This is a genomic window from Methylobacterium sp. TK31, assembly GCF_055361545.1.
The window spans coordinates 2831500-2854901 of the sequence record NZ_CM143964.1; the positions used below are offsets into that span (position 1 = coordinate 2831500).

Genomic DNA, 23402 nt, shown 5'->3' on the forward strand with positions numbered 1-23402 from the left:
CGGGCAAGACGCGTTGGCGCGCTAGGCCGAAGGCCATGGCGAGCCGGCGAGATCGTGACAAAACCGTTAACCCGTCGCGCCGAAGCCGACGGCGATGCAGTTGATCGATAGCAGAAGGGCAGATTTGACCGCCTCGCGCTGATCCTCGTCCTCCTCCGAGCGGAAGCGGCGCAGCAACTCGACCTGCTCACGACTGACCTGATTGATGGTCGGCAGCCGGCCGTTCAGGCGGTCGCGGAAGAGGGGAAAGCGTTCGGCCAGTTCGCTGCCGCCACTGACCCGCAGGGCCATCTCGCGGGTGAGCGCATACTCGGCCTCGATCAGCGGAAAGATGCTGTTGCGGGCACCCTGGTCGGGGACGAGGCTCGCATAGTCGCGGGCGATCTCGAGGTCGACCATCAGCAAAGTCTTCTCGACCTCGTCGAGGATGAGGCGGAACGGCTTCGATTCCGCGAAGAGCCGCTGCAGCTGCGCCTCGCCCTGCTGGCCGCGCACATCGAGGAAGCTCTTCAACCCCGATCCGACTCCGTACCAGCCGGTGATGACGTGCCGATTCTGCGACCAGGCGAAGACCCAGGGGATCGCGCGCAGGTCGGAGAGCGAGCGCGCACCGAAGCGACGGGCGGGACGCGATCCGATGTTGAGGAGCGCGATCTCGTCCAGGGGACTCGCCGCCCCGAAATAGGTGACGAGGTCCGGGTGCTGGATCAGGTTGACGTAGGCCGCCCGCGAGGCACCCGACAGGGCCTCCAGACAATCGTCGAACTCGCTGCGCGGCGTCCGGGACGCTTCGCGCTCCGATTTCAGGGCATGCTGGAAGACCGAGGAGGCGAGAAGCTCCATTTGATAGGCAGCCGTCCCCCGGTTGGCGTACTTGAACGAGACGACCTCGCCCTGCTCCGTGGTGCGGAAACGACCGTTGATCGACCCGGGGGGCTGGGCCGCGATGGCGCGTGCCGTCGGGGCGCCGCCCCGGCTCACCGAACCGCCGCGGCCGTGGAAGAACGCGATCGGCACGCCGGATTCCTTGCCGAGCCGGGTCAGCTTGTCCTGTGCCTTGTAGAGTTCCCAGTTCGAGGCGACGAAGCCACCGTCCTTATTGGAATCCGAATAGCCGATCATGACCTCCTGCACGCCGCCCTGCCAGCGCGTGGAGCGGCGGACGAGAGGAATCGAGAACAGCTCCTTCATGATCGCCGGCGCGGCGCGCAGGTCGTCGATGGTCTCGAACAGCGGCACGATCGGCAGGCAGCAGATCTCGGTGCCGGCGGCATCGAGGAAGTTGCCCGCTTCCTTGGCGAGCAGGTAGGCGCCGAGGATGTCCTGCACCGAACGGGTCATCGACAGGATGAACGAGCCGAACGCCTCCCGATCGAGCTGCTCGCGCATCTCGCCGACCAGGGCGAAGGTCTCCAGGGTCTCCCGGGCGTCGTCCGGCAGATCCTCGAAGCTGCGTTCGCCGCTGCGCGGCCGGGCCAGCTCGTCGACGAGCCACTTCTTCCAATCGAGCGAGTCGACGTCGGGCGGCGTGCGGTTTTGCCCGTTGGCCTGTGTCCAGAGAGCCTGCAGGGTCTTCGTGGTACGGGTGGTGTTCTCTCGCAGGTCGAGCCGCACGGTGGAGAAGCGGAAGATCTCGACCATGCGGCGGACCGGGCGCACGAGGTCGACCGCCAAGGACGGGCATTTCGCGTCGGCGAGCCCCTGCTCCAGGGTTCGCAGGTCGCTGATCAGGCCGTCCGCGCTCGGATAGTCCGGCCCGGTCGAGCGCTGTCCCTTGTTGCGCAGGATGGTCGCCTCGAGCTTGCGCAGCACGCAGGTGAGGAACTGGCGGTAGGCCTCGCCCGGATTGCGGTTGGCGATGGCGCGGCCGTCGCCGCTCTCCGTCAGCATCTGCGCCAGAGCGGCCTTGAACGTCTCCGGCACCGGCAGCGAGCGCTCGGTCAGCGAGAGCGTCCGGCCGAGAGCGGTGACGCCGTCGCGGTAGCGCCGCAGTGAGGCCAGCGCGTTGCGCTGCAAGGTGGCACGGGTCACGGACGATGTGACGTAGGGGTTTCCGTCGCGGTCGCCGCCGATCCAGGAGCCGAACTGGAAGAACGGCGGCACCTCGAACTTCTCGTCCGGATAGTACTGCGCCAGGCTCTCCTCCAGGGAGTAGAGCACCTCGGGCAGCATCTCGAACAGCGTCTCGTCGAAGAAGTGCAGGCCCCAGGCGACCTCACGCTCGACGGTGGCCTTCTCCAGGTGAAGCTCGCCCGTCATCCAGACGAGCTCGATCTGATCGCGCAGCTCGTTCATCAGGCCGTTGCGCTCGCGCTCGGTCCAGCGCGGCAGTTCCAACTCGCGCAGCACGAGATAGATGCGGCGGAACTTCTCCAGCACGGTCACGCGCTTGCCCTCGGTGGGATGGGCCGTGATCGTCGGGCGAATCCGCAGGTCCTTGAGCAGAGCGTGGATCTCGGGGGCCTTGATGCCGCTCGCCGCCGCATCCGCCAGGACGGCGCTGAAGCTGCCGCTCAGTGCCTCGCGGCCCTTGGTACGCTCGACCTGCCGGCGCCGACGCATGGCTGCGTTCTGCTCGGCGATGGAAAGCAGCTGAAACCAGATCCCCTGGACCTGGAGGGCGCGCGCCAGGAGTTCGGGCGAGAATTCCGAGATGTTGGCCCGCCCGTGCAGCACGTCTTCGAGCTCGGGCTCGTGACGGCGCGCCACGGCGAGCAGGGCGTGGAACAGGATGTCGAGGGCTTCCTTCGAGGAGGTCCCCGTGATGACGGGGGGCGCGAAGGTGTGGTCGACGGCTCCGACCGGGGCGTGAAGAGTATCCGTCATCGAAGGCCACCTTGAAAAAGTTCTTCGCCGATGGACCGCGACGGAAGCGGTCTACGGATGGGTCCCGTATGATGCGTCATCCCGCGGTGGAAGAGTTCCCGCGGTGGAAAAGGCTGGCCCGTGACGCGGAGCGGGCGGAAACGGCGGCCTTGCGGCGGGAAGCACCGGCTCCGGAGCGCTCAATCTCTCGGTCGCTCCGCGAGCCGCCCTCCCCCGCCGCGGGGGAGGGTTTCGATGGTCAGGCCGCGAGCTTGCGCATCACCTGCGCCACGGTCGAGCCGAACTCGCCGGGGCTCGGTGCCACGGTCAAACCGTAGGAGCGCATGATCTCGGCCTTCTCGGCGGCGGAGTCGCCAGTGGCCGAGATGATCGCGCCGGCATGGCCCATCCGCCGACCCTTCGGAGCGGTCAGGCCGGCGACGAAGCCGACCACGGGCTTCGACATGTTCTCCTTGATCCAGGCCGAGGCCTCGGCCTCCTGAGGACCGCCGATCTCGCCGATCATCAGCACGGCCCGGGTCTCAGGGTCCTGCTCGAAGAGCGCGAGGTGATCCAGGAAGGACGAGCCGTTGATCGGATCGCCGCCGATGCCGACCGACGTCGAGATCCCGATGCCCTCGGCCTTCATCTGCGCGGCGGCCTCGTAGCCGAGGGTGCCCGAGCGCGAGATCACGCCGACATTGCCCTGGAGGTAGATGTGGCCGGGCATGATGCCGAGCATCGACTTGCCGGGGGAGATGATGCCGGCGCAGTTGGGGCCGACCACCATGGTACGACGCTCCTTCGGGTAGCGGCGCAGGTAGCGCTTCACCCGCATCATGTCCTGGGCCGGGATACCGTCCGTGATCGAACAGATCAGGCTCAATCCGGCGTCGGCCCCCTCCATGATGGCGTCGGCCGCGAAGGGAGGCGCCACGAAGGTGATCGAGGTGGTCGCGCCGGTGGCCTCGACCGCCTCCTTGACGGTGTTGAAGACCGGCACGCCGAGATGGGTCTTGCCGCCCTTCCCGGGGGTGACGCCGCCGACGACGTTGGAGCCGTACTCCATCATCTCCTTGGCGTGGAAGGTACCTTTGTCGCCCGTGATGCCCTGGACCAGGATCGGGGTCTTCTCGTCGATCAGAATGCTCATGACGTATCCTCCCCCGCGGCTCAGTGACTTTTCTTGGCGGCTTCGCAGGCCTGGACCGCCTTGGCGGCCGCGTCCGACAGGCTGTCGGCGGTGATGAGGTCGAGACCGCTCTCGGCCAGGATCTTCTGACCCTCCTCCACATTCGTGCCGGCGAGCCGGACGACGAGAGGCACGTCGATCTTCACCTCGCGCGCGGCCTGGACGACGCCCTGAGCGACCCAATCGCAGCGGTTGATGCCGGCGAAGATGTTGACGAGGATCGCCTTCACGTTGCGATCGGAGAGGACGAGCCGGAAGGCCGTCGCGACCCGGTCCGGCGAGGCTCCGCCGCCGACGTCGAGGAAGTTCGCCGGCTCGCCGCCCGCATGCTTGATCATGTCCATAGTGGCCATGGCCAAGCCGGCGCCGTTGACGATGCAGCCGATCTCGCCCTCGAGACCGATATAGGAGAGGTTGTGCTCGGCGGCCTGGGCCTCGCGCGGGTCGCCCTGCGAGGGATCGTGCATGTCGGCGATGTTGCGCCGCCGGAACATCGCGTTGTCGTCGAAGGACATCTTGGCGTCCAGCGCCAGCACCCGATCGTCCTTCGTCACGACGAGGGGGTTGATCTCCAGCATGGTGCCGTCGCAATCGCGGAACGCCCGGTAGGCGTTCATAATCGTCTTCACGGCGGCCGCGACCTGCTTGATGTTCAGGCCGAGCTGGAAGGCGATCTCGCGGGCCTGGAACTGCTGAAGGCCCACCGCCGGCTCGACGACCACCTGAATCAGGGCGTCCGGCTCGTTGGCGGCGATCTCCTCGATGTCCATGCCGCCGCGCTGGGAGGCGATGACCCGAACCCGCTCGGCCTTCCGGTCGAGGACGTAGCCCAGGTAGAGTTCACGCTCGAAGGGGTCGGCGGTCTCGACGTAGACGCGCTGGACGGGCTTGCCCTCGGGTCCGGTCTGGATGGTCACCAGGCGTTTGCCGAGCAGTTCCTTCGCGGCGTCGCGGACTTCGTTGTAGGTCCGGCACAGCTTGATGCCGCCGGCCTTGCCGCGGGCGCCCGCATGGATCTGAGCCTTCACCGCCCAGAAGGAGCCGCCGAGCTCGGTCGCCGCATAGACCGCCTGATCGGCGCTGAAGGCGACGGCTCCCTTCGGAACGGCGACGCCGAAACCGGCAAGCAGTTCCTTGGCCTGGTACTCGTGCACGTCCATGGGCGTTCTCCTCGGCGTTTCTTCCTTGCAGCGACTGTCTCGTAAATTTCACTTCACGGAAAGTGCTTTGCGACTTATATTTTTTTACAGCCTCTTTCACTCTGCCTTGAAGGCAGCTGGACTGTATTCACTTTGCACAAGAGCTGCCCCGATGGCGTCGGGAGCAGCTCTTGGTATATCAGATCACGCGGCTTGACTTCGCGTGGGGCGCCGATGCCCGAGACAGATGCTCAGTTCACCTTCGCCTTGACGATCTCGTAGATCGACTCGTTGAGGGGACCAGCCGATCCCATGAGGGTTTCGAGTTCGCGCAGGCGCTCCTCCGCGAAAGCCCGATCTTCCAGGCCCTTTGCGTTCACATAGACGTTGAGAGCGGCACTGCGCAGGCCCGCATGGGCCGAGAGCACCGCGACGCCGGCATCCGAAATCACGTTGAGGTTGCCCTTGTCGGCGACGATCTGGGCGAGGTCGATGACCTTGCGGCAGGCGCGGCAACAGGCGAGCGGCACGTCGGTGGCGACCTTGAGGGCGGCCTGGATCTTGTCCTGACGCGCCGCCTTCTCCTCGTCCGTCACCTTGGGAAGGCCGTATGCGCCCATTACCGCGTCGAACGCCTCAACGTCGTCGGCGATCATGCCGGTGAGTTCGGTGCGCAGCGCCTCGGACTGGCCGAGGATCTGCTTCAGCTCCTCCTCCACCTCGACGTACTTCTTCTTCCCGATGGTGAGATTGCACACCATGCTCAGGAGCGCGGCGCCCATGGCACCGGAGATGGCGGCGGCACCACCGCCGCCGGGCGTCGGGGCCGAGCTCGCCAGACCGTCGAGGAAGGTCTGAATGGTCTCGTTCGCGGCGTTCTCTTTCTCGGCCATGGCGGTCAGGCCATCTTCTTGGCGAGTGCGTAGATCGCCTCGGCGTCGAGAACCTGCTCGGTGTTGTCGAAGAGCTGACCGACGCAGGCGCGATGCAGCTTGAGCTTCAGCCCGCCGATGCCGAGCGCACCGAAGACCTTCTTGCCGTGGCGGTCCTTGCCCTTGTCCATGGCCTCGATGCCGCCGAAGCCGAGGGGCGGCTGAGCGTTGTAGTCGGCGACGAACTCGATGCTCGCCTCGTCCTTCCAGGCATCCTCGGCCAGCAGCTCGAGGCCGATCGCGCCGGCCGAGAACACGAGGTTCTGGCCCTTGACGATCTTGGCGCGCGAGGCGGCGTCGGGGGTCTCGGCGGCCTTGATGTTGACCTTGAAGCGCGTGTTGATCTGGTCCGCGGCGGCCTGAGCCTTGTCGAGGGAGCGGCCGCAGAGGGTCACCTCCGCGCCTTCCTGGGCGAGCAGGGCGGCCGAGCGCATGCCGACCGGACCGGTGCCAGCGAGGACGACGGCCTTCTTGCCCTCGAGCGACCCGGCGGCCTTCTGCACCAGGGCGACGCCGGCGGCCGCGGTGGTGTTCGAGCCGTTCGAATCCAGCATGATCGAGACGCGGAACGGACCGAAGAAGCGCTTCTTGACCGCCTCGAACACCGCCTCGCCGGCTGCCATGCTGCCGCCGCCGACGAAGATCGCGGTCGACTTCTTCTCCGAGCCGCCGCGGGTGTAGATCGTGCCGTCGACCAGCGCGCCGACGTTGTCCGGGGTGACGTTGCCGTAGCCGGTGATGTGATCCGCGCCGCCATCGTAACCGACGACCACGTCGAACACGCTCGGGACGGCGTCGGTGTCGAATTGGAACAGCAGCTTCTTCATCGTCTCATGATCCTTGTCGGTCCCGCGCCCGGCGCGGCTACTATTGAATCTCGAATGATCGATCGCCTCGGCGATCAGCCTGCGCTCCTCGGCATCCGGGAGCGCGCAGACGCATCACACCACGTTCTGCGGCTTGCCGGCGACGTAGGCCTCGACGTTGTCGACCAGCTGGTCGGCCAGGATCTGCATCGCCTCCTTGCTCGCCCAGGCCACGTGGGGCGTGACGATGAGGTTCGGGAGGTCGAGCTCGCAGAGGATGTTGCCGTTCTTGGGGGGCTCGGTCATCACGACGTCGAAGCCCGCGCCGCCGATGGTACCGGCCTTCAGCGCTTCGGCCAGGGCTTCCTCGTCCACCAGGCCACCGCGGGCGGTGTTGATGAGGAGCGCGTGCTTCTTCATCTTCGCCAGTTGCTCGCGCCCGATCATGTTGCGGGTCTCGGGCGTCAGCGGCGCATGCAGCGTGATGACGTCGGATTCCGTCAGGATCGTCTCGAAATCGACGAGCCCATCCTGGGGAAACACGTCGTAGGCGATGACCTTCATGCCGAGGGCTTCCGCGCGCTTGGCGATCGACTTGCCCAGGGCCCCGTACCCGACGATGCCGAGGGTCGAGCCGGCGATGTCGTGGATCGGATAGTCGAAGTAGCAGAACTGGGTCGATTTCGCCCAATCGCCCCGGCGCACCGAATTGGCATAGGGCACGATGGCCCGGCGCAGGGCGAACATCAGGCCGATCACGTGTTCGGGCACAGTGTTGAAGGCGTAGTTGCGGATGTTGACGACCGTGATGCCCTGGGCCTTGGCAGCCTCCTTATCGACCACATCGGTCCCGGTGGCGGCCACCGCGATCAGCTTCAGGTCGGGCAGTTGCTTCAGAGTGTCGGCCCGCATCGGGACCTTGTTGATCAGCGCGATCTCGGCGCCCGTCAGGCGTTCGACGATCTCTTCCGGCGTCCAGGTCGACTCGTACTCGACGTATTCGTGCGGAAAGTTGAACTCACGGACCTTGGCGTCCAGGGACTCGCGGTCGAGGAACACGATCTTCTTCGTCATGGAATCCTCTGGCCGATCCGGCCGGGTCACGGATAGGATGTTCGAGGGCGCCGGAGCGGGCGGACCCGCTCCGGCGCCAAGGGCTCAGGACTTCGACAGCGGGTTCTCGCGCAGGTAGCTCGATGCGGCGGCGACGCCGGAACCGGGCTGGACCTTCACACCGTGGTCGAGCATCGCCATCTCGGCGCCCGCGATGGCGCCCAGGAGCGACAGCTCGTTCATGTCACCGACGTGACCGATGCGGAAGACCTTGCCGGCGACTTGGCTGAGGCCAGCGCCCAGCGCCAGGTTGTAGCGCACGTAGGCGTGCTTGATGATCGCGGCGGCGTCGACGCCCTCCGGCACGAGGATCGCCGTGACGGTGTCCGAGTTCCACTTGGGCTCCTGGGCGCAGGTCTTCAGGCCCCAGGCGGCCACGGCCTGGCGGGTCGCCTCGCCGAGCACGTGGTGGCGGTGGTAGACGTTCTCCAGGCCCTCCTCGTTGAGGCAGGCGAGCGCCTCGCGCAGGCCGTAGAGCAGCGGCAGCGGCGGGGTATAGGGGAAGTAGCCGGCCGGGTTCTGCTTCTGGTGGTCGGCCCAGTCGAAATAGACATGCGCCAGGCGGTCGTTCTGGCCCGACGAGGTCTCGGCCGCCTTGAGCGCCTTCTGGCTGACGCAGATCACGCCGAGACCGGCCGGGAGCATCAGACCCTTCTGCGAACCGGCAATGGCGCAGTCGACCTTCCACTCGTCCATCTTGAACGGCAGCGAGCCGATCGACGAGACGCCGTCCACGAACAGCAGGGCCGGATGGCCCGCGGCGTCGATGGCCTTGCGCACGGCACCGATATCGCTGGTGACGCCGGTGGCGGTCTCGTTATGGACCACCATGACGGCCTTGATCTCATGGTTCTTGTCGGCGCGCAGGGCCTCGCCGATCCGTTCCGGGTTCGCGCCCGTGCCCCAGGCCTCGTCCTGCACGACGACCTCGAGACCGAGGCGCTGGGCCATGTCGATCCAGAGATGGCTGAACTGGCCGAAGCGGGCGGCCAGCACCTTGTCGCCGCGCGACAGGGTGTTCGACAGGGCAGACTCCCAGATGCCGGTGCCCGAGGCCGGGAACAGGAAGATGGTGCCGTCCTTCGAGCCGTAGACGGCCTTGGTGTCCTCGAAGAGGGGCTTGGTCAGCGCCGGGAAATCCACCGAGCGGTGGTCCTCGGACTGCACCATCATCGCGCGCATCACGCGATCCGGGATGTTCGTCGGGCCCGGGACGAACAGGTGGTTCCGGCCGGGACGTCGCGTTGCCGCCATGGGGTTTTCTCCGTTTCTTACGTTGCGCCGACACGCACTCCGCGTGCGGCGACACAGATGCGCCGAGGGTTGAAGCGGACCGCGTCGGAACGTCCGGGTCGAACCCGGACGTTCCTGGCAGCCGCTGGTTAAATGAATCGCGGGACGAACTCGTTCGCACGCAACGTCCGCGTGGATGCCGGACCAATGTCCGTCGCCGTCGAAGGCTGACCTTCGACGCCCGTCGCCGCGCGCGCCACCGAATACCTCAAGCCTCTTCTCCATGGGCCGGGTCGCGCTCGAAACGCGTTTACCGCTGGGCCGTTGTCAGCGTCGTCGTCCCCGGGGACGGCACCCTTAGTTCGCCTCGACGGGCTCCGGTCATGCGTCCTCGGACGCGGCCCGGTGGGGCACCTTGAGCGGGACTATGCCCGGCTTCCCGCAGAAAGGAAAACCCGAAATACTTGGTCGCAAATCAAAATTTTTTTTGTGGAAGAAGAGCTTACGTCGCGGCGCAGAAGACGCCCTGTCCCCGACCCGCGACGTCATCAAACTGATACGGGAATCCGGTTTGGCTCCTGGCAACGGAAGGCTGTCCCGGAGGCGAGCGTGGGCGAAGACACCGAGACGACCCGCGTCCGGACATTGTTCCTGTCCGACATGCATCTCGGCACAAAGGGATGCCAAGCCGACCTCTTGCTGGAATTCCTGCGCGATTACGATGCAGACGAGATCTATCTCGTCGGCGACATCATCGACGGCTGGCAACTCAAATCCGGCTGGTACTGGCCCCAGAGCCACAACGACGTCGTACAAAAGCTGATGCGCAAGGTGCGCAAGGGCTCGACGCTGGTCTACGTCCCGGGCAATCACGACGAATTCCTGCGCGATTATATCGGCATGACCTTCGGCGGCATCGAGATCGCCGACCAGCGCCTGCACGAGGCCGCCGACGGCAAGCGCTACCTCGTCATCCATGGCGACCAGTTCGACATGGTGGTGCGCCACGCAAAATGGCTCGCGTTCCTGGGCGACGGCGCCTACACCTTCGCGCTCTTCATCAACACCTACGTCAACACCGCGCGCCGTCGCCTCGGGCTCGCCTACTGGTCACTCTCGGCCTGGGCCAAGCTCAAGGTGAAGAATGCGGTCAACTTCATCGGCAAGTTCGAGGAATTGCTGAGCGCCGAAGCCAAGCGCGTCGGAGCCGACGGTGTGATCTGCGGTCACATCCACCATGCGGCCAAACGCCAGATCAACGGGCTGACCTACCTCAACACCGGCGATTGGGTGGAATCCTGCACCGCCATCGTCGAGCATTACGACGGCACCATGGAGGTGCTGCACTATCCGAGCCTGGTGCGGGCACGCACCGCGCGGGCCGACCTCGTCGGACGCCAGCGTCCCGACGGAGCCCGGGCGGTCGCGTGAGGCTCCTCATCGCCACGGATGCCTGGCACCCGCAGGTGAACGGCGTCGTACGCTCCCTGGAGAACATGGCGGCGGCCGGGGCCGCCTACGGCTTCGATCCGGTGTTCCTGACGCACCAGGACTTCGCATCCGTGCCGCTGCCGGGCTACCCGGAGATCCGGCTGGCCTACGCGACCAAGCGGCATGTGTCGCAGCTCTGGAACGACCTTCGGCCGACCCATGTCCACATCTCGACGGAGGGAACGGTCGGCTACGCCACCCGGCGCTACTGCCTCGCCCATCGCCGGCCCTTCACGACGAGCTACCACACCCGGTTTCCGGAATACCTCTCGGCCCGGGCGCCGGTGCCGGAGGCCTGGAGCTACGCCTGGCTTCGCCGCTTCCACGGCGCGGCGAACGGTACGATGGTGTCGACCCCCTCCCTGGAGCGCGACCTCGAAGCGCGCGGCTTCACCAACCTGATGCGCTGGACCCGCGGGGTCGACACCGACCTGTTCCGGCCACGCTCGCCGGAGATGCCGGAGCCGGCCGATCTCGCCGGCCTGCCCCGTCCGATCTTCCTGTCGGTGGGGCGGCTCGCGGTGGAGAAGAATCTCGAAGCGTTCCTGCGTCTCGACCTGCCCGGTACCAAGGTCGTCGTTGGAGACGGGCCGGACCGGGCCCGCCTCGCGGCGATCGCGCCCGAGGCGCATTTCCTCGGCACCCGGACCGGCGCCGACCTCGCCGCGCTCTATGCCGGCGCCGACGCCTTCGTGTTTCCGAGCCTTACCGATACCTTCGGGATCGTACTCCTCGAAGCCCTCGCCTGCGGGGTGCCCGTGGCCGCCTATCCCGTCACCGGCCCCCTCGACGTGATCGGCCGGACGGGTGCCGGCGTGCTCGACCACGACCTGCGTACGGCCGCTATGGGCGCCCTGGCGATCCCGCGCGCCCGCTGCCGCAGCGAAGCCCTGCGCTACACCTGGGCCGAGAGTGCGCGCCAGTTCTACGACAACATCGCCCGCGCCCACGGCACCGCACCCATGCGCCTCCGGGCCTCGGGCGACGCTCCGCGCGGTGTCGTCGAACTCGGCTGAGGCGTGGACCGGCCGCGCGCTCCGCGTTAGGGGGTCGGGCCAGTCCTCCGCCCCGGAACATGCCCGATGCCGCCGTTCGACCCGCGCCTGGCGGAGACCTTCCCGGCCGTCATCGGCTGCGACGAGGTTGGACGCGGTGCTCTCTGCGGACCCGTGATCGTCGCGGCGGTCTGGTTCGACCCGGCCGCTCTCGCGCCCACCCTGCTCGCCCGCCTCGACGACAGCAAGCGCCTCAAGGCGGCGGAACGCGAGGCGCTGACACCGCTGATCCGCGCGCAGACCCGCGTCGCCGTGGCGGCCGGCTCGCGCGCCCTTGTCGATCGGATCAACGTCCGTGCCGCCACCCTCGACGCCATGCGGCGGGCCGTGCTGGCACTGGGGCTCGAAGCGCCGGTCTGGGTGGACGGTCGCGACCCCGTTCCCGGTCTTGCACTGCCCGGGCGGGCCGTGATCGGCGGCGACCGGCTGGTGCCGCAGATCGCTGCCGCCTCCATCGTCGCCAAGACCCTGCGTGATGGGTTGATGCGGCGGCTCGCCCACCGCTATCCGGATTACGGTTGGGCGAGCAATGTCGGCTACGGCACGCGTACCCACCTCGCCGGGCTCGCACTCCGGGGCCGCTCTCCCCACCACCGCCTGAGTTTCACCCGCGCCTACGACCTCAGAACAGGCTCAACTGGTCCGTCGGGACCCTGAACAGGTCGGTGCGCAGACGCCGCCGCACCTCGGGATAGCCGAGACGCTGCCGGGCGAGGCGCATGCGCTGGCGGATCAGGTCGGCATAGGCGCCGGTGCCCGTCATCCGCGTTCCGTAGGTCGCGTCGTAGGCGCGTCCGCCGCGTGCCGCACGGACCAGCGACATGACGTGCCGCTGGCGACCCGGGTAGTGCTCGGCGAACCAGTCGTTCACCAGGGCATCGAGTTCGAGCGGCAGGCGCAGGAGCACGTGGCTCGCCTCCACGGCGCCGAGGTCGCGGGCCCGGGCCAGGATCGCCTCGACCTCGTGGTCGTTCAGCGACGGGATGATCGGCGCGGCGATGACCATCACGGGGATGCCCGCCGCACTCAACCGTCCGATCGCCTCCAGGCGCTTCGCCGGATGGGGTGCCCGAGGCTCCAGCCGGCGCGCCAGTTCCGGATCGAGCGTGGTCACCGAGACCGCCACCTTCACGAGGCCGTCCCGCGCGAGATCGGTGAGCAGGTCGAGGTCGCGGACGACGAGATTCGACTTCGTCACGATCCCGACCGGGTGGCGGAAGCGCGCCAGGACCTCCAGTACCGCGCGGGTGACGCGGTGTTCCCGCTCGATCGGCTGGTAGGGATCGGTGGCGGTGCCGAGCGCGATGGTGGCCGGGCTGTAGCCCGGCGCCGACAATTCCCGTTCGAGCAGGGCGCCGGCATCCACCTTCCGGAACAGTTTGGTCTCGAAATCGAGGCCCGGCGAGAGACCGACATAGGCGTGGTTCGGTCGCGCGAAGCAGTAGACGCAACCATGCTCGCAGCCGCGATAGGGATTGATCGACCGATCGAACGAGATGTCCGGCGAGGTGTTGCGGGTGATGAGCGTGCGGGCATGCTCCGGCCTCACCTCGGTCCGCAGGGGTGCCGCCTGCCCGATGCCGGGCCAACCGTCGTCGAAGGCGTCCCGCCTTGCCGCCTCGTAGCGTCCGCTCGGATTGGCTGTTGCACCCCGTCCGCGCCGTCCCGCCGGCTCCGGCGTCGTCTCGCCGAGGCGTCGTGCCACCTCCAAGACAGGTGGTGAGGAACGGGACGCGTCTGCAGGCATTGGCAATGGTCATCCAGAGGGTTCTCTTAGAACATATCACGAACATTCGCGGAAGAGATTGCGGATAATTCAGGCAGATCGTCCCTCTCCCAGCGTTTCTACCTGCCTGCCCACGATGCGTTGCCGTGGAATGGCTTTGCTCGACGCAAAAATGCGGTATGCGCGCGCATGCTCTCGGCTCTCATTTCAGTGACCCAGCCCCACGACCCCGATGCCGTCGATCAGCTCGCCGATACGCTCGGCGCGCTGGTGGCGGGTGTCGCGGCGGGGCTCGTCGGCGATGCGGTGATCATCGTGGCCGCGTCCAACCCGGTGATCGAGACGGTGGCCGAGGCAACCGGCGCCAAGGTAGTGCTGCGCGGACGCGGGTCGTCGCCCTGGTCGGCGGGGGCGAAGGCCGCGCGGCGGGACTGGGTCCTCTGCCTCGAGGCCGGCGACGTTCCGGCGGAAGGCTGGATCCGCCTCGTCGACCGCTTCATCGGCACGGCCCGGCCGGAGGTCGCGTTGGCCCGACTCCGGCGCCCGCATGCCGGCCTGCCGGCACGCCTCGCTGCCCGTGGCGAGAGCGTCATCGGCGTCAATGCTCCGCGCCCGGGCGACCTCGTCCGGCGCGAACGTCTCCTGGCTGGTCCGACCTTCGGCCGCCGCCTGAAGGTCCGTGCGCTCTCGGCCCGCCTCGACAGGGCCTGATCCGAACGGCAGGTCTCTCGCCGAGCCTCAGACCGTGATCGAAGCGCCCCGCCGCAGATGCTCGTCCAGCCGGGGCATGATCTCGACGAAGTTGCAGGGGCGGTGGCGGTAATCGAGCTGCGCCGCCAGAATGCCGTCCCAGGCGTCGCGACACGCCCCTGGCGAGCCGGGCAGGACGAAGATGTAGGTGGCGTTGGCGACGCCCGCCGTGGCCCGCGACTGTAGCGTCGAGGTCCCGATCTTGTCGTAGGAGATTCGATGAAAGACGGCCGAGAAGCCGTCCATCCGCTTCTCGAAGAGCGGCTCGATCGCTTCCGGAGTGACGTCGCGCCCCGTGAACCCGGTACCGCCGGTGGTGATGACGACGTCGACCGCCGGGTCCCGGCTCCAGGACTCCACCTGCCCGCGGATCGCCTCGATCTCGTCGGGGACGATGGCGCGGGCCGCCAGGGTGTGGCCCGCCGCCTTCAGGCGCTCCACGAGGGTGTCGCCGGAGCGGTCATCCTCCTCGACGCGGGTGTCCGAGACCGTGAGCACCGCGATGGCCAGCGGGATGAAGCTGCGGGTCTTGTCCGATGCGACCATCACAAAATGCCTTCAACCGAACCCGGGTGGAACCAGCACGATGGTATCCCAAAGCACGAAAGCCCGACAGCGCGTCCCCTGCACCTCAGTTACGCGCTGCCCGGAACGTGTCGCAGGACTTGGTCTGCCCGCTGCGGTAGCCGGTCATGAACCAGCGCATCCGCTGCTCGGACGAACCGTGCGTGAAGGAATCCGGCACGGCGTAGCCCTGGGACTGCTTCTGGAGCTTGTCGTCGCCGATGGCGCTCGCGGCCTGCATGGCCTCCTCGATGTCGCCCTGCTCGAGGGAATTGTACTTGTCGTTGGAGTTCTTGGCCCAGACGCCGGCGAGGCAATCGGCCATCAGCTCGATGCGCACGGAGAGCTGGTTCGCCTCCGTCTTGCTGGATGCGTTCTGCTGGCGGCTCTGGACCTTGCCGAGGATGCCGAGCTCGTCCTGGACGTGATGGCCGACCTCGTGGGCGATGACGTAGGCGTAGGCGAAGTCACCCTTCACACCGAACTTCTGCTCCATTTCCTTGAAGAAGGACGTGTCGAGATAAACCTTCTTGTCGAGCGGGCAGTAGAACGGCCCCATCGCGGCCTGGGCCGAACCGCAGCCGCTGCGGGTACCTCCGGTGTAGAGCACCATCGCGGTCGGTCGGTACTGACGTCCCGTCTGGTTCGGCAGGACCTCCTTCCAGACATCCTCGGTGTTGCCGAGGATCGCCGCGGCGAAGCGTCCGCTCTCGTCGGTGGGCTTGGTCTTGCGCTGGGCCTGGGTCTGCGGGTCGACCTGCTCCTGGCGTGGGCGCCCGCCGCCGGACATCTGCTCGGCACCGCCGATGAGGATCGCCGGGTTGATGCCGGTGACCCACCCGATGATGCACAGAATCACGATGGTGCCGATCCCGAGGCCGCCGGCACCGCCGCCGGGGAAGCCGAAACCGCCGCCGCCGCCGCCCTCGCCGCGCCGATCCTCGACATTGTCCGAAGAGCGGAAGTCTTCCCAGCGCATGATCTCGTTACACCCTGTCCGGACACGCGGGCCCACACACGGCCGCGTGAAGTAAGTCGCAGGCGCGGGATACGGTTCCGCTTGCCCGCAGGGCCTACCCGGCTCAGGCCTTGCCGTCGAGGGCCGCGCGCAGGGTCCGGAAATCCCGCCAGGCGAGGCGCTTCTGCAGCGGCTGGCGCAGCAGGTAGGCCGGATGCAGCGTCGCCAGGGCGCGGATCTCGCGGGTCCCGACCCGGTACGGATAGAAGCGGCCGCGTGCTTTCAGGATGCCGTCCTTGGTGCCGGTGATCGCCTGGGTGGCCGGGCTGCCGAGGCAGACGATGAGATCGGGATCGGCGAGTTCGATCTGCCGCTCGATGAACGGCTTGCAGATCGAGACTTCCTGCGGGGTCGGGTTGCGGTTGCCCGGCGGCCGCCACGGCACAATGTTGGTGACGTAGGCGTTGGTTCTGTCGAGTCCGATCGCCGCCATCATCCGGTCGAGGAGCTTGCCCGAACGACCCATGAAGGGCTTGCCGATTCGGTCCTCGTCGGCGCCCGGCGCCTCGCCGATGAACATCAGCTTGGCGGCCGGATTGCCGTCGGCGAAGACGAGGTTCTTGGCAGTGAATTTCAGCGGGCAGCCGTCGAAGCCCGCCAGCAGCGCTTCCAATTCCTCGAGGGTCTGGACGTCCTTCGCGCGCGCGCGGGCGTCGCCCACGGCATCGCCAGGCTTGGCCGAGGCCGATTGCCCGTAGGTCCGGGCCGGTGCGGGCGCAGGAACATCGCGCGGGGGCAGTTCGGTGCGGAAGGTGTCGTCGAGGGGCGGGCGAGTCCGTTCGGGAGCCCGCCGTTCCGGTGCCGGCCGATCAAGGGTGGACCGCGCCAGCTCCGGCGCGTCGGTTTCCGCGAAGCGATCATGCGGCGCCTCGTCCAGGAACAGGTCGAGCCCTGCCTCGACGTGGAAGTCGAGGTTCGCGATCAGATTCCTGTGTCGGTCTTCACCGTGGCTCATGGCAGCAGATGTGGCGCCTGAAGGGGTTGTGGACAACCGGGCGTGCGACGTCACGCACCACCTTTTACCCCGTGCAACATCGTCACCACCGAGGGCGCCGCGCCGGCGGTGCGCTTGCGTTCCCAGGTTGGAATGGGTTGAGAGTGAACCTCAAACATGGGATCGCACGACGAACGCGTCCGCGGAAAGCGGATGCACCACAGGAGGATGACGGATGGCGCTGCCCGAACGCGAGGCGATGGAATTCGACGTGGTGATCGTGGGCGCCGGTCCGGCCGGGCTCGCCACCGCCATCCGCCTCAAGCAACTGGCGCCGGATGTGAGCATCGTGGTGGTGGAGAAGGGCTCCGAGGTCGGCGCGCACATCCTGTCGGGTGCGGTAATCGACCCGTCCGGGCTCGACGGCCTGCTTCCCGGCTGGCGCGAGGACGGCGCCCGGCCGCTGAAGACGGCGGTCGAGCGCGATGAGTTCATGTTCCTGACCAAGAACAGCGGCGTCACCATGCCAAACCTGTTCTTCCCTAAGCTGATGTCGAACCACGGCAATTTCGTCGGCTCGCTCTCCAACGTCACGAAGTATCTCGGCGCCAAGGCCGAGGAGCTCGGCGTGGAGATCTATCCCGGATTTCCGGCCTCCGAGGTGCTCTATGACGAGTCCGGCGTCGTCGTGGGCGTCGCTACGGGTGACCTCGGCATCGGCAAGTCCGGCGAGCCGCGCGAGGACTATACCCGCGGCATGGAGCTTCGGGCGAAGTACACGGTTTTCGGTGAGGGCGCGCGCGGCTCGCTGACCAAGACGGTGATCGACCGGTTCAAGCTCAATGCCCACAGCGACCACCAGAAATACGGCCTCGGCGTCAAGGAACTCTGGCAACTCGCTCCCGACCGGTTCCAGGCCGGGCTCGTGCAGCACACGATGGGCTGGCCCCTGCCGAACAAGGCCGGCGGCGGCTCCTGGCTCTACCATTTCGACGACGGCCTGCTCTCGGTCGGCTTCGTGACGCACCTGAACTACGAGAACCCGACCCTGTCGCCGTTCGAGGAGTTCCAGCGCTTCAAGACCCACCCGATGATCCGCGAGACCTTCGAGGGGGCCAAGCGCATCGGCTACGGCGCCCGCGCGATCATGGAGGGCGGCTGGCAATCGGTGCCGAAGCTCGTCTTCCCGGGCGGCTGTCTCGTCGGCGATTCCGCCGGCTTCGTGAACGTGCCGCGCATCAAGGGCTCGCACAACGCGGTCCTCTCCGGCATGCAGGCGGCGGAGGCCCTGGCCCAGGCACTTGACTCCGGTCGCCAGGGCGACGAGCTCGCGACCTATGAGAACGGCTGGCGCGACAGCGCCATCGGGCAGGACTTGAAGCGGGTCCGCAACGTCAAGCCGCTCTGGTCGAGATACGGCACCCTCGTCGGCGTCGGCCTCGGGGGCCTCGACATGTGGGCGAACACGATCCTGGAGACCTCGCCCTTCGGAACGCTCAAGCACGGCAAGCCGGACCATGAGACGCTGAAGCCGCTCAAGGACGTGAAGCCGATCGTCTATCCGAAGCCCGACGGCAAGCTGACCTTCGATCGGCTCTCCTCGGTCTATCTCTCGAACACCAACCACGAGGAAGACCAGCCGGCCCACCTCAAGGTCCGGAACATGGAGCTGCAGAAGGCCTCGGAGCACGATGTCTACGGCGGGCCGTCGGCACGCTACTGCCCGGCGGGTGTCTACGAATGGGTGGCGGACGAGAGCGCGAGTGACGGCGTGCGCTACCAGATCAACGCCCAGAACTGCGTCCACTGCAAGACGTGCGACATCAAGGATCCGAACCAGAACATCAACTGGGAGACCCCGGAAGGACCGGGCGGACCGAACTATCCGAACATGTGAGGGAAGACGCCTTCACGGATGAGAGAGACGGGATGGCGGGCGACGAGCGCCGCCATCCTTCCGCCTTGCGAGGATGGCGGTAAGAGTCCAGTGTCCCGCCCCAATCGAGCCCGGCCGTCGAGATGGCCGGTGCGCAGGAGCCGCGATCGGTGCCCATGAACGGAAACGCCAAAACCAGCCGGACCGGACGCCGGGTCCTCTCGGCCCTCGCCGTCTGCCTCGCGGCCTCCCCGGCGGCCTACGCCGCCCAGCCGCGGGAATCCGCGCCAGTCTCCGAGTACGAGCCGGCGGAATCCCTCGAAGGCAACTTCCTCTCCGCCTATATCGCCGGCGCCTCGAAGGACACCGCGGCCGCCGCGAGCTTCTATCGCGAGGCGGTGAAGGCCGACCCGCGCAACGCCGAACTGCTGGAGCGCGCCTTCGTGTCGCTGCTCGCCGACGGCTCCCTGCCCGATGCCTTCCGGGCCGCCGAGCGGCTGACGAGCCGCGACGGCTCCAACGGCCTCGCCCAGCTCGCCCTCGGCGTACGCCAGATCAAGGCCGGCCAGTTCGCGCAGGCCCGCCAGAATTTCGCCCGCAGCGGCCGGGGTGCCGCCGCCGACCTCACCGGCACGCTGCTCACGGCCTGGGCCTTCGCCGGGGCCAACGACGGCAAGCGCGCGCTCGAGACCATCAACAAGCTGAAGGGCGAGCGTTACTACAACACCTTCCGCGACTTCCATGCCGGCCTGATCGCCAGCCTGGTCGGCGACCAGGCGGAAGCCGAGCGGCGCCTCAAGGCCGCCTACGATGCCGACCGCAACACCCTGCGCATCGTCGACGCCTATGCCCGTTTCGAGGCCCAGGCCGGACGCACCGACCTCGCGATCCAGGCCTACACCGAATTCGACAAGCTGCTGCCGCGCCACCCCATTGTGCGCGACGCCCTGACCAAGCTAAAGGAGGGCAAGCCCCTCAGCCGCCTGGTCAATTCGGCCCAGGAGGGGGCCGGCGAGGTGCTGTACGGGCTCGGCTCGGCCGGCTCGACGCAGGGCGACGAACTGCCGGCGGTGGTCTACCTGCGTCTCGCCCTCTACCTCGCGCCCGAGCATGCTCTGGCCCGGCTGACCCTCGCCGACATCCTCGACCGGATGAAGCAGACCGAGCGGGCCAACGAAGCCTATTCACAGATCCCGACCACGTCCCCCCTGCGCCTGAACGCCGATGTCCAGGTCGGGCTGAACCTCGAGCAGATGGGCAAGGGCGACGAGGCCATCGCCCATCTCGACGCCGCCATGAAGGCGCATCCGGACGATATCGACGTCGTCACGGCACTCGGCAACGTCCAGCGCTCGCGCAAGAAGTACGAGGAGGCGGCCGAGACCTACAGCCGCGCCATCGCGCTGATCGGCGACCGGCCGGCCTCGAATTACTGGACGACGTTCTACTTCCGCGGGACCGCCTACGAGCGCGCCAAGCAGTGGCCCAAGGCCGAGGCGGACCTGAAGAAGGCTCTGGAACTGGTGCCCGCGAGCCAGCCCGGCGCCCGGGCCCAGGTGCTGAACTACCTGGCCTATTCCTGGGTCGACCAGAACATGAACATCGACGAGGCCTTCACGATGCTGAAGCAGGCCGTCGATGCGGCGCCTCGCGACGGCATGATCATCGACAGCCTCGGCTGGGCCTATTTCCGTCTCGGCCGCTGGGACGATGCGGTGCGTGAGCTGGAGAAGGCGATCGAGCTGAAGCCTGGCGACCCGACCATCAACGACCATCTCGGCGACGCCTACTGGCGCGCCGGCCGTCGCCTGGAGGGCAAGTTCCAGTGGCAGCACGCCAAGGACCTGAACCCCGAGCCGGACGATCTCGAGAAGATCAACGCCAAGCTGAAGGACGGCCTGCCGGAACTCGACAAGCCCGCGGCCACCGCTGAGAACCCGCCCGAAAGCAAGGTCAACCCGGAACTGCCGAAGGGGGCTCCGGCCCCGAACGAGCCTCCGGGCGCGGCCGACAAGAAGAGCGGCGGCTGATCGCGCCGGAGGCTTGACGGGACGCGCATCGCGGGGTCAGACCGGCCTCGCGATTGCCCGACCCTTCAGCTCCGAGTGTCCGTGTCCCTCCTCGTCACCCGCGCTCCGGCGAAGATCAACCTCACCCTCCACGTCCTGGGCCGCCGGGCCGGCGACGGCTACCACGAGCTCGAAAGCCTCGTGGTCTTCACGGGAGCGGGCGACACGCTCACCCTGGCGCCGGGACCCGAGCTGGCGCTCACCGTCTCAGGCCCGACGGCAGGCCCGGCCGGCCCCCTCGACGACAATCTCGTCATCCGCTCGGCGCGTCACCTTGCGCGCCTGCGGCCGGGCCTGCGCCACGGCGCCTTTCATCTGGTGAAGCGGCTTCCGGTGGCCGCGGGCATCGGCGGCGGCTCCTCCGATGCCGCAGCGGCCCTGCGCCTCCTCGGCCGCCTGAACGATTTACCATCGGATCACCCGGACCTCCTGACGGCGGCGCGGGCGACGGGCGCCGACGTCCCGGTCTGCCTCGTGCCCCGTGCCCGCATGATGCGGGGGGCAGGCGAGGCCGTGGGACCCGCCCTGGAGTTGGCCGCGCTGCCGGCGGTCCTCATCAATCCGGGCGTCCCGGTCGAGACCGCGCCGGTGTTCCGGGCCCTCGGTCTAGCAGTCGGCGATCGCCATGGCACAGGCGCACATCCCGTCATCGCCGCCGGCCTCGGGGCGGATGCGCTCCTGCGCGCGATCACCCCCGCGCGCAACGACCTCGAAGCCCCGGCGCTGAGCATCGCCCCGGTGATCGATGTGGCCCTCGACGCCCTGCGGGCCGCCCCCGGCTGCCGTCTGGCACGGATGTCGGGGTCCGGTGCGACGGTGTTCGGAATCTTCGGGCATCGATCCGATGCGGCCCGCGCCGCGCGCAGCATCGGGCGAGCTCATCCTGGTTGGTGGGTCAGCGCGGCGATGCTGCGCTAAGCATTCAGCATCCCAGTCGGATAGCAACTTCTCGTGCATCCACGCCGACTTGCGACGTCAGCTTTACGCTCGCTCAAGATTTGAGTCTGCAGGATCGGCCCGCGCAAGGAGCGGTGCATGCCCGATCACAAAAACAACTCTTGGGGAGAGGGCGAACTCAGGGAACTCCTGTGCCTGATGATGATCGGCTGCTGCATCTGGATCGTCGGCACCCAGCTCGGATTCTTCACGGTTCTCCTCGACGCGACCCGGACGCATCAGCTTCACGATCTCCTGATGCTGTCCCTTTGCATGAGCCTGGGCGTGGTCGTTGCGGCGATTCGCAAGTCGTTCAAGCTGCGCAAGGCGATGCAGGATCGGGACGGGGCTGAGGCCCGTGCCGAGGCCGTCGCACGCCACGATGCGATGACGGGTCTCGCCAATCGTCGGTTGTTCCGGGAAACCCTCGAAGCGCGCATCCGCATGGTCTCTGGTCTTCCGCGGGTCGCCGTGATGCTGATCGACCTCGACCGCTTCAAGCCGGTCAACGACGTGCACGGTCATGCCGCGGGCGATGCGGTCCTCTGCGTCATCGCCGATCGTCTGCGGGCCCTTGCCCCGACCCAGAGCCTCGTCGCGCGTCTCGGGGGCGATGAGTTCGCTCTTCTCCTCGACACCGGCAGCGATCCGGAAGTCCTGGCCCGCCTCGCACAGAGCGTCATCGCCTCGCTCTCACAGCCGATCGCCTGGACCCAGAGCCGTCTCGAGATCGGCGCGACCATCGGCATCGCGACGGCGACGGAGGAGAGCCGCACCGCCGAGGCGCTGCTGCACGCCGCCGATGTCGCCATGTACCAGGGTAAGCGGGATGGGCGCGGGACCTACCGCTTCTTCCATCTCGACATGGGCCAGGCCCTGAAGGCGCGCGCCCGGCTCGAGGGCGAATTGCGGGCCGGCATCGAGCGGGGCGAGATCGAGCCGTTCTACCAGCCGGTGGTGTCCCTGCCCGGCCGCGATCTGATCGGGTTCGAGGTGCTGGCCCGCTGGAATCATCCCCGGTTGGGCGTCCTCACCCCTGCCGATTTCATCAGCCTGGCCGAGGAGACCGGCCTGATCGCCGAGCTCACCTGGTCGCTGATGCGCCGGGCCTGCCGGGACGCTCGGCTCTGGCCGGCCCATCTCCAACTGGCGATCAATATCTCGCCGCTGCAACTGCGCGATCCGCACCTGCCCGAGCACATCCTCGGCATCCTGACGGAGACCGGTTTCGCGCCGGGCCGCCTGGAGATCGAGATCACCGAGACGGCGCTCGTCAACGATCTCGAAGCAGCGCGGATCGCCCTCAAGTCGCTTCAGAACTTCGGCGTCCGCATCGCCCTTGACGATTTCGGGACGGGCTATTCCAGCCTGTACCACCTGCGCGAGCTGCAATTCGACAAGCTCAAGATCGATCGCAGCTACGTGGAATCGATGCGCCAGAGCAGCGATCGGGCCAAGCTCGTGGATGCGATCATCGCCCTGGGCTCCAGCCTCGGCCTTCTCACCACCGCCGAGGGCATCGAGAGTGGGACCAGCGTCGACTGGCTGGCTGGCCAGGGGTGCACCTACGGCCAGGGCTACCTCTTCGGGCGGCCCATGGACAAGACAACCACCGACGGGCTCCTCACGCAATGGTCCGATGCGGACGGCCGGATCGTGATCGCGCCGTCTGAAGCCGAAACGTCCGAGGGCACCGATTGCGGTCTCGTCGCCCTCGCGCCGACGCCGGCGATGCGTCAGGCGGCGGCCTGACGGACCACCGT

The 23402-nt window shown here is 67.6% G+C and carries 19 protein-coding genes; 8 read left to right on the forward strand and 11 right to left on the reverse strand.

The annotated features are described in order from the left end of the window. Positions 1-66: 66 nt before the first annotated feature. From ACXJY8_RS13145 to ACXJY8_RS13175, 7 genes are all read right to left on the reverse strand, one after another. Positions 67-2826 (reverse strand): phosphoenolpyruvate carboxylase, encoded by a 2760-nt coding sequence (locus ACXJY8_RS13145; RefSeq protein WP_463769551.1) that lies wholly within the window; start codon positions 2824-2826, stop codon positions 67-69. Between the two features lie 238 nt (positions 2827-3064). Continuing rightward, complete coding sequence (gene sucD, locus ACXJY8_RS13150; RefSeq protein WP_463769553.1) at positions 3065-3958, reverse strand: succinate--CoA ligase subunit alpha; 894 nt, start codon at positions 3956-3958, stop codon at positions 3065-3067. Between the two features lie 20 nt (positions 3959-3978). Continuing rightward, positions 3979-5157: a malate--CoA ligase subunit beta gene (locus tag ACXJY8_RS13155; RefSeq protein WP_463769555.1), complete on the reverse strand. Its 1179-nt coding sequence runs from the start codon at positions 5155-5157 to the stop codon at positions 3979-3981. A gap of 230 nt (positions 5158-5387) precedes the next feature. Next, positions 5388-6029, reverse strand: coding sequence for a methenyltetrahydrofolate cyclohydrolase (gene fchA, locus ACXJY8_RS13160; RefSeq protein ID WP_463769557.1), 642 nt, complete (start codon positions 6027-6029; stop codon positions 5388-5390). Between the two features lie 5 nt (positions 6030-6034). Then, positions 6035-6895: an NADP-dependent methylenetetrahydromethanopterin/methylenetetrahydrofolate dehydrogenase gene (locus tag ACXJY8_RS13165; protein ID WP_463769559.1), complete on the reverse strand. Its 861-nt coding sequence runs from the start codon at positions 6893-6895 to the stop codon at positions 6035-6037. 114 nt (positions 6896-7009) lie between these two features. Further along, a complete protein-coding gene (locus ACXJY8_RS13170; RefSeq protein ID WP_463769561.1) occupies positions 7010-7948 on the reverse strand; it encodes a D-2-hydroxyacid dehydrogenase in 939 nt (312 codons plus the stop codon). An 84-nt stretch (positions 7949-8032) separates the two neighbouring features. Further along, positions 8033-9241, reverse strand: a complete 1209-nt coding sequence (locus ACXJY8_RS13175) for an aminotransferase class V-fold PLP-dependent enzyme (protein ID WP_463769563.1) — start codon at positions 9239-9241, stop codon at positions 8033-8035. A gap of 588 nt (positions 9242-9829) precedes the next feature. On the opposite strand from ACXJY8_RS13175, the gene ACXJY8_RS13180 reads away from it, so the two are divergent. From ACXJY8_RS13180 to rnhB, 3 genes are all read left to right on the forward strand, one after another. Next, complete coding sequence (locus ACXJY8_RS13180; protein WP_463769565.1) at positions 9830-10651, forward strand: UDP-2,3-diacylglucosamine diphosphatase; 822 nt, start codon at positions 9830-9832, stop codon at positions 10649-10651. After that, complete coding sequence (locus ACXJY8_RS13185) at positions 10648-11727, forward strand: glycosyltransferase family 4 protein (protein WP_463769567.1); 1080 nt, start codon at positions 10648-10650, stop codon at positions 11725-11727. Before ACXJY8_RS13180 ends, ACXJY8_RS13185 begins: the two co-directional genes overlap by 4 nt. Before the next feature lie 66 nt (positions 11728-11793). Next, entirely contained in the window at positions 11794-12423 is a 630-nt protein-coding gene (rnhB, locus tag ACXJY8_RS13190) for a ribonuclease HII (RefSeq protein ID WP_463769569.1), read from the forward strand. Here rnhB and ACXJY8_RS13195 read toward each other — a convergent pair. Beyond that, the gene (locus ACXJY8_RS13195) at positions 12389-13513 is read right to left on the reverse strand and encodes a PA0069 family radical SAM protein (RefSeq protein ID WP_463769571.1); all 1125 of its coding nucleotides are present in this window, start codon (positions 13511-13513) and stop codon (positions 12389-12391) included. The genes rnhB and ACXJY8_RS13195 overlap by 35 nt on opposite strands. A gap of 168 nt (positions 13514-13681) precedes the next feature. Between ACXJY8_RS13195 and ACXJY8_RS13200 the strand changes: the two genes are divergently transcribed. Further along, positions 13682-14203: a glycosyltransferase family protein gene (locus ACXJY8_RS13200; protein ID WP_463769573.1), complete on the forward strand. Its 522-nt coding sequence runs from the start codon at positions 13682-13684 to the stop codon at positions 14201-14203. 27 nt (positions 14204-14230) lie between these two features. On the opposite strand, the gene moaB is transcribed toward ACXJY8_RS13200, so the two are convergent. The 3 genes from moaB to ACXJY8_RS13215 form a co-directional block, all read right to left on the reverse strand. Then, on the reverse strand, positions 14231-14788 hold the full coding sequence (moaB, locus tag ACXJY8_RS13205) for a molybdenum cofactor biosynthesis protein B (RefSeq protein WP_463769575.1): 558 nt from the start codon (positions 14786-14788) through the stop codon (positions 14231-14233). A gap of 85 nt (positions 14789-14873) precedes the next feature. Continuing rightward, positions 14874-15785 (reverse strand): KPN_02809 family neutral zinc metallopeptidase, encoded by a 912-nt coding sequence (gene ypfJ, locus ACXJY8_RS13210; protein ID WP_463769577.1) that lies wholly within the window; start codon positions 15783-15785, stop codon positions 14874-14876. 103 nt (positions 15786-15888) lie between these two features. After that, positions 15889-16779, reverse strand: a complete 891-nt coding sequence (locus ACXJY8_RS13215; RefSeq protein WP_463769579.1) for a uracil-DNA glycosylase — start codon at positions 16777-16779, stop codon at positions 15889-15891. 214 nt (positions 16780-16993) lie between these two features. On the opposite strand from ACXJY8_RS13215, the gene ACXJY8_RS13220 reads away from it, so the two are divergent. From ACXJY8_RS13220 to ACXJY8_RS13235, 4 genes are all read left to right on the forward strand, one after another. Beyond that, positions 16994-18655, forward strand: coding sequence for an electron transfer flavoprotein-ubiquinone oxidoreductase (locus tag ACXJY8_RS13220; protein ID WP_463769581.1), 1662 nt, complete (start codon positions 16994-16996; stop codon positions 18653-18655). Positions 18656-18810: 155 nt separating this feature from the next. Continuing rightward, positions 18811-20664, forward strand: a complete 1854-nt coding sequence (locus ACXJY8_RS13225; RefSeq protein ID WP_463769583.1) for a tetratricopeptide repeat protein — start codon at positions 18811-18813, stop codon at positions 20662-20664. 81 nt (positions 20665-20745) lie between these two features. Further along, positions 20746-21621 carry a 4-(cytidine 5'-diphospho)-2-C-methyl-D-erythritol kinase gene (locus ACXJY8_RS13230; RefSeq protein ID WP_463769585.1) on the forward strand — a complete coding sequence of 292 codons (876 nt, stop codon included), beginning with the start codon at positions 20746-20748 and terminating at the stop codon, positions 21619-21621. 117 nt (positions 21622-21738) lie between these two features. Next, on the forward strand, positions 21739-23391 hold the full coding sequence (locus ACXJY8_RS13235) for a putative bifunctional diguanylate cyclase/phosphodiesterase (RefSeq protein ID WP_463769587.1): 1653 nt from the start codon (positions 21739-21741) through the stop codon (positions 23389-23391). The last annotated feature ends 11 nt before the right edge of the window (positions 23392-23402 follow it).